Here is a 13,060-nt window from a genome sequence, read left to right as displayed (position 1 = left end):
ATTTTTCTGTAAGCTCTCATTTTTTAAGTCATAAAATCCGCGAATTTTTTACTATCCCCGAATCAAAGTGATGAAAATCCGAACGCTTGATATTGTATTGCCTCTCTGCTTGCTGACGGCCGGTCCGGCGTTCGCAACCACTTATGACCTACCGCCCAATGGCGATTCGGTCGTCATGGAGTACGCCCAGTCGACCGCCTTTACCAAGGCGGAAGAAGACGAAACGCTATTGGACGTGGCGCGGCAGTATCGACTGGGGCAAACGGAAATCGTGCGCCTGAACCAGAAAGTCGATCGCTGGCATGTCAAAAAAGGCGAACCGGTGCGCCTGGCCAACCGGCGTATTCTGCCGGATACGCCGCATGAGGGCATTACGCTGAACCTGTCCGAATACCGGATGTATTATTACCCGCCCGGAGGAAAGCAGGTGATGTCGTTCGCGCACGGCATCGGCCGGCAGGACTGGAAGACGCCGCTCGGAAAAACGAAAGTCATCAAAAAAGTGAAGGATCCCAGCTGGCATCCGCCCGAGTCGATCCGGCGCGAGCATGCGGCAATGGGAGACCCGCTGCCTGAAGTCGTGCCGCCCGGGCCGCACAATCCTCTGGGGGCTTATGCGCTGTATTTGAATCTGCCCGGCGACTATCGGATTCACGGCACCGATATCGACAAGATTTACGGAATCGGGATGCAGATTACGCACGGCTGCGTCCGGATGTATCCGGAAGACATCGAGGCGTTATACCAGCATGCGCCGGTCGGCACGTCCGTCTATATCGTGAAGCAGCCGATCAAGGTCGGCTGGCTCGACAATACCCTCTATATCGAGGCTCATCCCGATCTGGAAGGCGAGGAGATGAGCCAGGACGAACGCTATGCGCTCGCGCTCGATCTGATCCGGAAGGCAACGCACGAGGAAATGCCGGATTTCGATCAGAAAATATTGAATCAGGTTTTGCACGACCTCGACGGTGAGCCGGCCGCAATCTATGAAAGGCTGCCGTCGCTGGAGCGGGAACAGCCCCAAGGAATCACCCGAGAGGCCAGCGGCGCTGCTTCCCCCGGTTACTACAGAGGGTCTTGACTCTCCGAAGCGCCGGCTGTTACGCCGGCCGGCGCTTCAATCATTCCTGGAGCACACCCGACTCGCACTTGAGTTCCCGTGAGAGCAGGTTTTGTACTGCAGCGGCCGGGGACAAGTTTTCATACAGCACTTTAAACACCTGCTCGGTAATCGGCATTTCGATCGAATGTTTTCGGGCAAGTAGGTAAGTTTCTTTCGCCGCGAACACGCCTTCGATTTCCTGGCCGATCTCCCGGACCGCAGCTTCCAAGGCTTGGCCCCGTCCGAGCGCGATGCCCAGGCGGCGGTTCCTGGACTGGTTGTCGGTACAGGTCAGCACCAGATCGCCAAGTCCCGCAAGTCCCATGAAGGTTTCCTGGTGGCCGCGAAGGCGAAGGCCGAGCCGGATAATCTCGGTCAAGCCCCGGGTAATCAGTGCCGCCCGGGTATTCGCGCCGAAGCCCAGTCCGTCCGCGATGCCGGCCGCGATTGCCATCACGTTCTTCACCGCGCCTCCGACTTCGACGCCGATGATGTCGGTGCTGGTATAAGTCCGGAAACGACTGCTGTGGAAAAATTGCGCCAGCCGGCTCGAAAATTCGATCTGCGGCGAGGCGACCGTAATCGCGGTCGGTAATTCGGCCGCGACTTCCTGCGCAAAGGTCGGTCCGGACAGTGCCGCAACCGGCGTCCGCTCGGAAAACAGGGAGATCACCAGTTCGTGCAGCAACGAGCCGTCATCCGGATTGAAGCCTTTGGTGGCCCAGGCGATTTGGAGCGTGTCCGGCGCAAACGATTTCAATCGCTCCAGCGTCGTTTTAAAAGCGTGGCTCGGCACCGCGATCAACAGCAGATCGGTAAAGCGGCAGACTTCCCGAAGGTCGGCGGTCACTGCCAAGTTTGCCGGAAAAGCGGCGCCGGGCAAGTAGTGCTTGTTTTCTCGGTCGGCCGAAAGCGCCCCGATATGATCCGGATGATGCCCCCAGAGCAGGACGTCGCAGCCGGTTCGCGCCGCCTGGATCGCCAACGCGGTTCCCCAGGAGCCGGCGCCCAGGATGCCGATTCTTCTTGGGGTCATCGCTCAGTTCAGGTTTTCCTTCGCAGGTGCTTGATTTTGTGCGTTTTGCAAATGTTGGGCGTACAATGCATCGAAATTCACCGGCGCCAGTAACAGTTGCGGAAAGCCGCCTTTGGCGACCAGGTCGGACACCGCTTCGCGGGCATAAGGAAATAGAATGTTCGGACAGAAACTGCCGACCATCGGCCCGAGTTCCTGGTCGGCGAAGCCTGCCATCGTAAAGATGCCAGCTTGGTTCACTTCGACAAGATAAGCCGTGGAGCTCGCGACTTTGACCGTGATCGTTACGGTCAGCACGATCTCGTACAGGTTTTTATCGATCGTTTCGGCGCGGGTGCTCAGGTTGAAATCGACAACCGGCTCCCACTTTTCCATGAAGATTTTCGGCGAGTTCGGCGTTTCGAAAGAGAGGTCTTTGGTATAGATTTTTTGAATTGCGAATTGTTTTTCGACGTTTTGTTGTTCTTCTGCCATGATAGCCTTTCAGTTAAAGAGTGAATGTTTTCGGATCATCCGTCATTCGAATGACCGCAAGGTTACAAAAAAACCCATTTAAAAAAGCGGGTTACAGGTCATGCCTGTAATCCGCTTTTTTATGGGGTTGGGTAAGCCGATCGACGGCCGGGGCGGTAAGGTCAGGCGTTCGCTTTTTGCTTGCGGCGGCTGGCGACCGGCAGTTTGTAGTCTTCCGTCCAGGCATCCATCCCGCCGGTAATCACGAATATCTGTTCGAAGCCGGCTTTGGCCAATTTCTTGGCGGCGGTCAGGGAACGGGTGCCGTTCTGGCAAACGACCAGCAGCGGGGCTTTTTTGTCGCTGGCAAGTTTGGGCAGTTGCTCGTCCAGCTTGCTGAGCGGCGCATTGATTGCGTTTTCGATATGGCTGTCCGAGAAATCGGGCGCCTCGCGCACGTCGAGGATTTCGATGCCGCCTTCGTTCATCTTCGCAACGGCGAGCATCGGCGTGATGTGATTGAATTTTTTGAATGCCACATCAAAAAATTCCTGAATCAATAAATAAGTGACGACCGCCAGCGCGAGCGAATAAACGTAGTGGTTGAAAATGAATTCGAAAAGACGTTGCATGGATTGGTTGGTTGAAACGGATGAAGATTAAGGAATTAAATCACATCAAAGCCGCGAACAAAAGACATCGCGCATCATATTGATCAACTGCAGCATTCGGTTGTCGTCGATGTAGTAATAGACCCGGTTCGCTTCTTTTTTGGATCCCAGAATGTTTTTTTCGCGGAGGATGGCGAGATGTTGGGAAATGTTGCTTTGCGAGGTGCCCACCTGTTCGACGATGTCCTGCACACTGACCGAATTGGTGCCCAAAACGCACAATATCTTTAGCCGTAAAGGATGCGACATCGCCTTGATACACCGCGCGGCCCGGTTGATGTCGTTGTCATCGTATATCGTGGGTTTATTGAGGGTGTCCATAAATTCGACCTTCAGAACGGTTTTTTGTTATTGTTTTTAGAAATAAAGCAGCCGCAATGAATTATTTTTACACAAGAATTGCCGCGTGTATTAATATAGTGGGCAGTAAGTAGCCCTGTCTTGCGTATACCTACGTACGAAAGCCTAGTAAACGGCACTATGATACATTAGTTTTATCTCTAGGGGGTAGGAGAATTGAAACAATAATTCATGGGTGAAGAGTAAGGGTTCGAAGGCGGCGCGGCTGTTGATTTTGTGTTTGTGACTGGAGAAATTGTAAAGATGTCGGACCGGCCAAAGCCCTCAGTTTTGTTGATTCTCGATGGAGGCGGGTACGCGCCGGAGAAAGAATGCAATGCTATCGTGGAGCAGACCGAATACCGTGAAGCGTTCGAGCACTCGGTTGCATACCTGCCGGCTCATATTGAGAACGGATTGGGCAAAGTGTTGTCCAACTTCAATATGAAACAGCCCAGTCTGGGCGAGACCGAAAAATATGCCCATGTCACTTACTTCCTGAACGGCGGCAAGATGCGGCTAATCGCCGATCACGGCAACATCCATCCGACATATGATGAAGAAACCGGGCGGCCCCGTGCTGTCCATATGAGGAATCAGGTGCCTCAGGCGCCTGTTTGCGGCGAAGAACCGCGAATGGCGGGTCGCACATCCTGCCCGGCACTGACCATGCCGGATGTTTTAAGGATTCCGCCGTTCGCCGGAAGGACGGACGGATCGCTGCTGGCCGCCCATTAAGCGAGCTATGCGGACAAGGATCGTAACCTGCATCGTGCTGGGGTTGCTGGCGCGGGAATGCGGTGCCGAAGAGATCATGCTTGAGAACGACCTGGGCGTGGTCCAGTCCGGTATCGCGTCGGTCAAGAAAAAAATACGGGAAATGCTGCTCAGGAAGGAGGCGATAACCGATCAGCTGGCCGATATCGAGCAACGCTATGGCGAAAGCGCGGCCGCATTGAAAAGGCTTCAGGATCAGATCGCGCAGAATCGCCGCCAGATGAAGCTGATCCATCAGGACATTGCGCTGCAGAAAGATGAGATTGCGTTGCATCACAAAGCGCTGGCGGCGCAGTTGCGCGCCGATTTTGTGATGGGGCGGTCCGGGAAATTGAAGCTGATCCTGAACCACCAGGATCTCGCGAAGGCGAGCAGAATGGTGGTTTATCACGATTATTTGCGCAGGCAGCGCCTGAAGAAACTGGCTGTCGTGCAAAAGTCGGTTTCCGGGCTTGCCGAGCTGGAAAGCCGGCAGCGGGAGGAAGCGTTGCAGATGGAACACGATGTGGAGCAACACCGTATTAAACAAAGCGCGCTTGAACTGTTGCGGAATGAGAGGAGCAAATTGCTCACCGAGGTCGAGCAGGATTATCTGTCCGGCGAGCAACAGCTGGCGAGGTTGAAAGAAAGCGAAGACGAGTTGAAGACGCTGATCGTCGAACAAGTCAAGTGGCAAAGTCAGGCCGTGGAGGCTCAGGAGCCGCAAACTGCGGCAGCTAACGGGCAGATGCAGAACCCGGACGAGTCTGCGTCCGGCGCAGTCCGGAAGCCGGCCGGAGTTCCTGTCGATTTCGAGCGGCTCAAGGGGCATTTGCCTTGGCCGATTTCGGGGCAGTCGGTTGCCGAAGGAATGCAGAGCCTTTGGGACGGCATCCTGATCGCTGCCACGGAAGGGGCGGAGGTTCGTGCGGTGACCCGAGGCAAGGTTGTCTATTCGCAGTGGCTGACGGGTTATGGTCTGCTGATGATCCTCGATCACGGCAACGGCTTCATGACGCTTTACGGTTTCAATCAGAGTCTCTATAAGCGGGTCGATGACTGGGTTGAGGCGGGAGAGGTGATTGCCGGCGCGGGCCAAAGCGGTGGGCGCTCGCAGTCGGGTTTGTATTTTGGCATCCGCAAGAACGGCAAGCCGGTTGATCCGTTGGCATGGTATCCGGGTTAGCGATGCAGAATCGGTTGGCCATCATGGAATAACATAGTTTAGGAATCGAGTATTTGGGGTAGCAAGAGGCATGCAGAAAAACAAGACATTTTTTATTTTGTCCCTGGGGGTCATGTTGGGCGTGTTCATCAGCATCGGCGGCAGTGTTCTTGCCGAGCTGAACAAGCCAGCCGCGGAAAGCGAGTCGGAGGCTCTGCCCTTCGAGGAACTCAGGACGTTCACCGAAATTTTCGGGCGCATCAAGCGCGATTACGTAGAGCCCGTATCGGACAAAAAGCTCCTGGAAGATGCGGTGCGCGGTATGTTGAGCGGCCTGGACCCGCATTCCGCCTATCTGGTGCCCGAAGAATATCAGGAGTTGAAAGAAGGCACTACCGGCCAGTTTGGCGGTTTGGGCATCGAAGTCACGATGGAGAACGGTTTTATCAAGGTTGTTTCGCCGATCGACGATACGCCGGCGCAACGGGCCGGTCTGAAAACCGGGGATCTGATCATCCGGCTGGACGACAAGCCGGTCAAGGGGATGAGCCTGGTCGAGGCCGTCAAGACGATGCGCGGCGAACCGGGCAGCAAAATCGATCTGACGGTAGTTCGGGAAGGCGAAGAAGCCCCCCTGAAGTTCACCTTGACCCGCGACGTTATCAAAGTCAAAAGCGTGAAGAGCAAATTGCTCGAGAAGGGTTACGGCTATGTGCGGATCAGCAGCTTTCAATCCGGCACCGGCGAAAGCCTGCTGGAAAGCCTGGCGCAGTTGAAAAAAGAAAATGCGGGAGCGATGAAGGGCCTGGTGCTCGATCTTCGGAACAATCCCGGCGGCGTACTGAATGCCGCGGTCGAAGTCAGCGATGCATTTTTGAAAAGCGGTTTGATTGTTTACACAAAAGGCCGGATCGAAAATTCGGAAATGCGTTTCACCGCGGCGGGAGACGATTTATTGAACGGTGCGCCGATGGTGGTGTTGATCAATGCCGGCTCCGCATCGGCTTCCGAAATTGTTGCCGGAGCCCTGCAGGATCAGAAGCGCGCGATAATCATGGGCGAAAAATCGTTCGGCAAAGGTTCCGTGCAGACGATTTTGCCGACCAGCAGCGGCGCGGCGGTCAAATTGACGACGGCGCGTTACTATACCCCTTCGGGCAGATCGATCCAGGCGGAAGGCATCGAACCTGATATTGCGCTCGCTTCGGTCAAGCTGGCGTCGCTCGAAAAGCCGGAGTTTGTGCCGGTCAAGGAAGCCGATTTGTCGCACCATCTGGAAAACGGCAAGAAAAAAGGGGAAAAAACCGAAACGCCTAAAACACCGGATGAGAAGGCGAAGGCGGAAGAATCACTGGAAATCAACGATTATCCGATATTCGAGGCGTTATCTTTATTGAAAGGTTTGGCGATCATGAAGCATTGACTCCGGCCGAATCGCAGTGCTCCGCGGTAGGCATTTTGTAATACCGTGGGGCGGCAGGGATCAGCGGAATTACTTTGATCGCTTCATCACGGATTTTCAGTCACACATAAAAAAGCCTTGTCCTGGCGATGCCGGACAAGGCTTTTTGTTTTGGTGCCGATGGATTAATGGATCGAAGGCTGGTATTTGACCGAAAAATCGTTCAGATTCGCAAGAATGGTATTCAGGTGCTCCGTTTTTGCGGGTTGAAACGCATTCACGCCAACGCGGGATAGATAAAAAGTCTGGTCCGTCAAATAGTGACCGGCCGCCCGGATTTCGCCTTGGTAATGGTAGCGGCCCCGCAGCAGCCAGGCCTGCGAAAATAGGCGTCCGTCCGCGAACTCGGCAAAGTCAAGTTCGATCAGATCAATATGCTTCAGATCGCCGGCAAGGTCCGAAACGCTGTCGCTCGCCCGGATGCGCACGCCAACTTTGCCCGGACGGGCGAGCAGGGCTTCCCGGTCGTTTTTCCATCTCGCCAGCGAGACGGAGATGTCGCCGCCGGCCAACGGGGCATCGTCGGCAAGCGGCGTAAAAGTGTCGTCGATAATGACTTTGTCTTTAATGATCTGCATAGACTCGTTCTTTGAAAGGGGTGATGCCAACACGTTTTACCATGTCCAAAAATGATTCTTCTTGCTGCCGCTGGTTGACATACACCTCCAGGATCGTGGTGATCGCTTGGGTGACTTCGTCGCGGGCCACCGCAGGCCCCAAGCGTTCGCCGATGGCGGCTTCGTTCTCGGAAGAACCGCCGAGGGTGATCTGATACCATTCGGCGCCTTTCTTGTCGACGCCGAGGATGCCGATGTGGCCGACGCTTTGATGCGCGCAGCCGTTCATGCAGCCCGACATGTTGATCTTGACGTCGCCGATGTCGTGTACGTAGTCCATGTCTTCGAGCGCTTCGTTGATCTCTTTGGCGACCCCGATCGATCCGGCATTCGCCAGCGAGCAGAAATCCAGGCCGGGGCAGCAGATGATGTCGGTCACCGTGCCGATATTCGGTGTGGCCAAGTTGAGTTCGCTCAATGTCTGCCACAGAGCGAACAGGTTGGTCTGTCTGACGTCGGCCAGAATCAAATTTTGCCGGTGTGTACTGCGGATTTCGCCGAAGCTGTAGCGGTCGGCCAGATCGGCGACCGCATCTAGTTGTGTATCGGTCATGTCGCCGGGCGGCGAATCCGGGGCTTTCAGCGAAATGAACGCGGCGCGGTAACCCGGCACGCGGTGCTCGGCGGTATTGTATCGGTACCAGGTGGCGAATGCAGGATGGGCCGCTAAATGCGCAGACAGGCTTTCATCCTGCGCCGCTTCCGTATCATAAGCCGGAGGTGTGAAATGTGCTTTGATCGCCGCTATCCGTTCATCGCCAAGTTCCATGCCGTCCCTGATTTGCAGCCATTCTGCTTCGACCATCCCGGTAAATTTTTCCAAACCGGTTTCTTTGGCCAGGATCTTGATGCGCGCTTTGTATTTGTTATCCCGGCGTCCGAACAAGTTGTAAATCCGCAAAATCGCTTCCAGGTACGAAAGCAGGTGTTTCTTTTCCAGGAACGGGCGGATTACCTGGCCGATGATCGGCGTACGACCGAGGCCGCCGCCGACCAGGATTCGGAAACCGGTTTCTCCGGCCTCGTTCTTGACCAGATGGACGCCGATGTCGTGCAATTGCGTGGCGGCGCGGTCGTGGCGGGCGCCGCTGACCGCGATCTTGAACTTGCGCGGCAGATAATCGAATTCGGGATGCAGCGTGGTCCATTGGCGAATGATTTCGCAGTATGGGCGCGGGTCTTCGATTTCGTCGACCGCGACCCCGGCCAAATGGTCGGAGGTGGTGTTGCGCATGCAGTTGCCGCTGGTCTGGATCGAATGCATCTGTACGCTGGCCAGTTCGTCGAGGATGTCGGGCACGCGTTCGAGTTCCGGCCAGTTGAATTGGACGTTTTGCCGGGTCGTAAAGTGACAGTAGCCTTTGTCGTATTCGCGGGCGATATGCGCCAGCTTGCGCAACTGCCTGGAGTTCAGCAGGCCATAGGGTACGGCGATCCGGAGCATCGGGGCATGGGTCTGGATATACAGACCGTTGCGCAACCGCAAGGCCCGGAATTGATCCTCGCTCAGTTCGCCTTTCAGGAAATCCTCGGTCTGCCGCCGGTACTGCGCGGCTCTTTCTTCGACAAGGGTTTGGTCTTGTTCGTTGTACTGATACATAGATGGTTTATCGTTGCTCGTTAAGCGCATAATAGCAACCGCTAATCATATACGCTGCGTCATAAAATGACAAAAGTTATTCCGAAGTGATAGTATATCCGGTTGAAGACCGCTTTAATCATTTAATTTTTCGATATAAAAATCATCAATAGGGGGAGTTTGTGAGGTTTCTTTTTGTTTTGTTGATGACGCTGCTGGTGCCGGAGTTCGCAATGGCCGGCGGTATTGAAAGTCTTGGGCTGACCGGGACCGAGCGCGGGATCTATTGCGTACTGATCTTTATGATCGCGTACGGCTTTGTGATGGCGGAAGAATTTACGCATCTGCGTAAATCGAAACCGGTGATTTTGGCGGCTGCGATCATTTGGTCGCATGCGGCCATCCTGGCTTCGCAGGCCGGTATTTCGGTCGAGGCGATGCATGAAGCGTTCGAATACAACTTGAAAGAATATGCCGAGTTGATGTTGTTCCTGCTGGTCGCGATGACTTATATCAACGCGATGGCCGAGCGCAACGTGTTCGAAGCGCTGCGTTCCTGGCTGGTCAGACGGCAGTTCGGTTACCGCAAGCTGTTCCTGATCACCGGCGTTATCACTTTCTTCCTGTCTTCGGTGGCCGATAATTTGACCGCGGCGCTGCTGGTGGGGGCCGTAGTCATGGCAGTCGGTGCGGACAATCCCAAATTCGTCAGCATCGGATTCGTCAATCTGGTTGTCGCCGCTAATGCGGGCGGCGCCTTCTGTCCGTTCGGCGATATTACCACGCTGATGGTCTGGCAGGCCGGCTACGCCGAGTTCTTCGACTTCTTCAAATTGTTCATTCCGTCGGCGGTCAACTACGGCGTTCCCGCCGCAGTGATGTATTTTGCGGTACCGGACGAGCAGCCCAATGCTTCCGAAGAGGAAGCGGTGGTACTGAAACCGGGCGCGATCCAGATCTGCGTAATGTTTTTGTTGACCATTGCGACCGCGGTCAGCTTCAAGCAGATTTTGCATCTGCCGCCGTTCATGGGCATGATGGCCGGCCTGTCGATTCTGATGCTTTACGGTTACCATCTGAAAACCAAATATACTGTGGAAGGCGACGAGGCATTCGATATCTTCAACAAAGTGCGCCATGCCGAATGGGATACGCTGCTGTTTTTCTTCGGCGTCGTGTTTGCGGTAGGCGGCCTGGGCTATATCGGTTACCTGGAGCTGCTGTCGGGCGCCATGTATGACGGTCTGGGTCAAACGACCGCAAATATTCTGGTCGGTTTGATTTCGGCTGTTGTCGACAACATTCCGGTGATGTTCGCGGTGTTGAATATGAATCTGGATATGAGCCTCTATCAATGGCTGCTGGTTACCCTGACAGCCGGCGTCGGCGGTTCGCTGCTGTCGGTCGGTTCTGCGGCGGGCGTCGCGCTGATGGGCCAGTCCAATCATAAATACACGTTCTTCAGTCATCTGAAATGGACGCCGGCGATTGCTGCCGGTTATGTCGGCAGTATCGTCATGCATTATCTGTTGAATGCCTAGTTACTTTCTGTTTCCGCGCCGCGTTTTCCGTGCGGCGCGCCTGTTTCAGGTAAAGCCCGATGGCTGCCGATAAAAGCTGGAAAACGGCTTTCGCGATCTATTTGCAACCGCGCGTTGTCAGTATGGTCTTTCTCGGTTTTTCCGCGGGTTTGCCTTTCCTGCTGGTGTTTTCCACCTTATCGGCCTGGCTTCGGGATGAAGGAATCGAGCGCACCGTCATCGGTTTCTTCAGTTGGGTCGGCGTGATCTATTCGATCAAGGTTTTTTGGGCGCCGGTGATCGACCGGTTGCCGATACCTCTGCTGACCCGCCTTCTGGGCAAGCGGCGGAGCTGGATGCTGCTTGCGCAAATAGGGATCGCTCTAGGGCTGTCCGGAATGGCGAGTCTGGATTCTCATACGCAATTGCGGCTCTGTGCGCTGCTTGCGGTGGGCGTGGCGTTTTGTTCGGCGACCCAGGATGTGGTGATCGATGCGTTCCGGATCGAAACGGCCGATGCGCGTTACCAGGGTGCGATGGCGGCGGCTTATGTGCTGGGTTACCGTATCGCTCTGCTGATGGCCGGGGCGGGCGCGTTTTATATCGCCGAGTATTCGAGCTGGAATTCGGCCTATTCGGTGATGGCGGCCACCATGTCGGTCGGAATATTCACGACGCTGACGTTGCGCGAACCCGAGCATCGGCGGGTCGAGTCGGCGCGCAAGGTCGAAAGCCGGCTGGAATCCGCGTTGGGCGTTTCCGGGCGCGCTTCTTTTGGGCAAAGAATGGCTGCCGGTTTCACCGATGCGGTATTGAGTCCTTTCGTCGAGTTTTTCAGCCGCAACGGCCGAACCGGACTCATCATTCTGTTGCTGGTCGCGGTTTATAAGATGAGCGACATCACGATGGGCGTGATGGCCAATCCGTTCTATCTCGATCTGGGTTTCAGCAAAAAAGACATTGCCGAAATCAGCAAGGTTTTCGGTTTTTTCATGACGATCGCAGGCGCCGCCTTGGGCGGCGCGTTAGTGGTCAGGTACGGCGTCATGAGGCCGTTGCTGCTGGGCTCCGTGATGGTGGTGGCGACCAATTTGCTGTTTGCGGTGCTGGCGTTGAGCGAGCCCAGCAAACTTCTGCTGGCGGCGGTGATCAGCGCGGATAATTTGAGCGGCGGGCTCGCCACTTCGGTTTTTATCGCCTATCTTTCCGGTTTGACCAGCACCGCTTATACTGCCACCCAATACGCCTTGTTCAGTTCCCTGATGACGCTGCCTGCGCAGTTCTTGGGCGGGTTTGCCGGGCTGGTCGTCGACCATTACGGCTATTACATCTTTTTCATTTACGCTTCCGCGGTAGGATTGCCGGCGATCTCGCTGGTTTTACTCCTGATCGGCCGTGAGCGGCGCGCCAAGATGCTTGCGCAAAGGCCGTAAAGCAAAATCTGGTTGATAAAACAGAATGGAAGCCTTATCATAGGAGGCTTTTTAAACGGTATGTGGCCCTCACGGGTAATGTGAAGCGTTATGAAACCAGAAATTCATCCAAATTATAAACAAATTACAGTGACTTGCGGCTGCGGCAATACTTTTGTAACAGGGTCGGTTCTTTCCAAAGACCTGTTGATCGAAGTGTGTTCCTCATGCCATCCCTTCTACACCGGCAAGCAACGCGTCGTCGATACAGCAGGCCGAGTCGACAAGTTCCGTAGAAAATACGGCAAATAAGTTCGGGCGGGCGGTTTGTGCAATTGACGCAATAAAGAAATTGCCGGGGTCTCTGAACTCCGCTCGGCGCCTATTTGGCCGAGCCGCCATCGCTCTCTTCGCAGGTTGATCCCGGCCTGCTGCATTTTAGCCGGCCGTATCCGCAGAAAAAACCGTCGCCAAGCGCGGATAAGGTTTCTTCCGGCCCGTTCCGGAAACATCTTCTCTTTCTCTCCCATTTTTTTTCGTCAAATGGCGCGGGCGTGCGTGCGGGGACGCTCAGGCGTTCTCGGCCGGGCGGCGTAAGTCTTCCTGAAGTTCGATCAAGACTCTGCCGTTCGATATGCTCGAAAAGTCCGATCCAAGAAACTCTTCCTTACTCCCAATCTGCCAGGGACCGGACGAATGCTCTCGCTACAGGCCTATTTACCTTAAAGCCGCTATCGAAGTCGATACGGGTTTTTCCACGCGATCCGATTGAGGCTGCGGTACTCGGTGGCCTGTTCTTGATTTTCCATCATTCAGGCTTTGGCCGGTTCAGCTGTAGCTGCGAAAATACGGTATCAGGAGTTGAAGTATGGATGATAGCTACAGCAGCCGTACGGTTTTCCAGATTGAACATCATCGTGCGCTCCCCCGCTCCCGATCTATCGA

The 13,060-nt window shown here is 55.1% G+C and carries 13 protein-coding genes; 7 read left to right on the top strand and 6 right to left on the bottom strand.

The window, feature by feature from the left end; translation table 11 throughout:
• Positions 1-70 precede the first annotated feature (70 nt).
• On the top strand, positions 71-1,084 hold the full coding sequence (locus tag METAL_RS13040; RefSeq protein ID WP_005373000.1) for a L,D-transpeptidase family protein: 1,014 nt from the start codon (positions 71-73) through the stop codon (positions 1,082-1,084).
• Between the two features lie 40 nt (positions 1,085-1,124).
• On the opposite strand, the gene METAL_RS13035 is transcribed toward METAL_RS13040, so the two are convergent.
• The 4 genes from METAL_RS13035 to METAL_RS13020 form a co-directional block, all read right to left on the bottom strand.
• Positions 1,125-2,141: an NAD(P)H-dependent glycerol-3-phosphate dehydrogenase gene (locus tag METAL_RS13035; RefSeq protein WP_005372999.1), complete on the bottom strand. Its 1,017-nt coding sequence runs from the start codon at positions 2,139-2,141 to the stop codon at positions 1,125-1,127.
• 3 nt (positions 2,142-2,144) lie between these two features.
• On the bottom strand, positions 2,145-2,615 hold the full coding sequence (gene secB / locus METAL_RS13030) for a protein-export chaperone SecB (protein ID WP_005372997.1): 471 nt from the start codon (positions 2,613-2,615) through the stop codon (positions 2,145-2,147).
• A gap of 161 nt (positions 2,616-2,776) precedes the next feature.
• The gene (locus METAL_RS13025) at positions 2,777-3,226 is read right to left on the bottom strand and encodes a rhodanese-like domain-containing protein (RefSeq protein ID WP_005372996.1); all 450 of its coding nucleotides are present in this window, start codon (positions 3,224-3,226) and stop codon (positions 2,777-2,779) included.
• A 45-nt stretch (positions 3,227-3,271) separates the two neighbouring features.
• On the bottom strand, positions 3,272-3,586 hold the full coding sequence (locus METAL_RS13020; protein ID WP_005372995.1) for an ArsR/SmtB family transcription factor: 315 nt from the start codon (positions 3,584-3,586) through the stop codon (positions 3,272-3,274).
• A 282-nt stretch (positions 3,587-3,868) separates the two neighbouring features.
• On the opposite strand from METAL_RS13020, the gene METAL_RS13015 reads away from it, so the two are divergent.
• The 3 genes from METAL_RS13015 to METAL_RS13005 all read left to right on the top strand — a co-directional run bounded on the left by METAL_RS13015 (position 3,869) and on the right by METAL_RS13005 (position 6,948).
• Positions 3,869-4,342, top strand: coding sequence for a hypothetical protein (locus METAL_RS13015; RefSeq protein ID WP_213069392.1), 474 nt, complete (start codon positions 3,869-3,871; stop codon positions 4,340-4,342).
• Positions 4,343-4,349: 7 nt separating this feature from the next.
• Positions 4,350-5,546, top strand: a complete 1,197-nt coding sequence (locus METAL_RS13010) for a murein hydrolase activator EnvC family protein (RefSeq protein ID WP_005372994.1) — start codon at positions 4,350-4,352, stop codon at positions 5,544-5,546.
• Between the two features lie 70 nt (positions 5,547-5,616).
• Positions 5,617-6,948 carry a S41 family peptidase gene (locus METAL_RS13005; protein ID WP_005372993.1) on the top strand — a complete coding sequence of 444 codons (1,332 nt, stop codon included), beginning with the start codon at positions 5,617-5,619 and terminating at the stop codon, positions 6,946-6,948.
• Positions 6,949-7,112: 164 nt separating this feature from the next.
• Here the strand turns inward: METAL_RS13005 and METAL_RS13000 are convergent, their stop codons facing one another.
• On the bottom strand, positions 7,113-7,565 hold the full coding sequence (locus tag METAL_RS13000) for a DUF934 domain-containing protein (RefSeq protein ID WP_005372992.1): 453 nt from the start codon (positions 7,563-7,565) through the stop codon (positions 7,113-7,115).
• On the bottom strand, positions 7,552-9,204 hold the full coding sequence (locus tag METAL_RS12995; RefSeq protein WP_040578353.1) for a nitrite/sulfite reductase: 1,653 nt from the start codon (positions 9,202-9,204) through the stop codon (positions 7,552-7,554). The genes METAL_RS13000 and METAL_RS12995 overlap by 14 nt, the downstream gene beginning before the upstream one ends.
• Positions 9,205-9,416: 212 nt before the next feature.
• Here METAL_RS12995 and nhaD point away from each other — a divergent pair, with 212 nt between their 5' ends.
• The 3 genes from nhaD (at position 9,417) to rpmE (ending at position 12,427) form a co-directional block, all read left to right on the top strand.
• Positions 9,417-10,724, top strand: a complete 1,308-nt coding sequence (gene nhaD / locus METAL_RS12990) for a sodium:proton antiporter NhaD (protein WP_157203512.1) — start codon at positions 9,417-9,419, stop codon at positions 10,722-10,724.
• Between the two features lie 59 nt (positions 10,725-10,783).
• Positions 10,784-12,136 (top strand): AmpG family muropeptide MFS transporter, encoded by a 1,353-nt coding sequence (locus METAL_RS12985; protein WP_005372989.1) that lies wholly within the window; start codon positions 10,784-10,786, stop codon positions 12,134-12,136.
• Positions 12,137-12,226: 90 nt separating this feature from the next.
• Positions 12,227-12,427 (top strand): 50S ribosomal protein L31, encoded by a 201-nt coding sequence (gene rpmE / locus METAL_RS21015; RefSeq protein ID WP_005372988.1) that lies wholly within the window; start codon positions 12,227-12,229, stop codon positions 12,425-12,427.
• Positions 12,428-13,060: the final 633 nt, after the last annotated feature.

The organism is Methylomicrobium album BG8 (genome assembly GCF_000214275.2).
GTDB lineage: Bacteria > Pseudomonadota > Gammaproteobacteria > Methylococcales > Methylomonadaceae > Methylomicrobium > Methylomicrobium agile.
This window is presented reverse-complemented; position numbering and strand designations above follow the sequence as displayed.